Below are 354 nucleotides of genomic sequence, written 5' to 3' on the forward strand. Positions count from 1 at the left end.
CTTAATTCTTTAAAGATTTTTATAGCATTTAAAGACTTAAGGATAAAGACTTCTGCATTAATATTCTTTTCAATGATTGCCATTTTGCGTTTTTGATTTGCTTCAATAATACTTCGTCTTGATGGTGGATTATTATTTTGTGTAGGTCTTATGGGTTGATTATTTGTTTCAACAATTTCTTGTTCTTGTTGTCCTGCTTTGACTTTAGCCATTTTAGCTCCTTTTGTTAAGTTTTAATTACTAATTTTTAATGGAAATCATCTTTTAGCTTATGCTTATAGACTACTTTAAAAAAGAGATTGAATAATAATGAGAGAATAAATGAGGTAAATATACTTGCTTACAGCCTACTCC

The 354-nt window shown here is 28.0% G+C and carries 1 pseudogene; it reads right to left on the reverse strand.

Annotated elements, in window-relative coordinates:
* Positions 1–212, reverse strand: a pseudogene (locus LS72_RS10625) (hypothetical protein); the annotation flags it as partial.
* Positions 213–354 lie beyond the last annotated feature (142 nt).

The sequence above is a fragment of the Helicobacter apodemus genome, from assembly GCF_000765745.2.
Classification (GTDB): Bacteria; Campylobacterota; Campylobacteria; order Campylobacterales; family Helicobacteraceae; genus Helicobacter_D; species Helicobacter_D apodemus.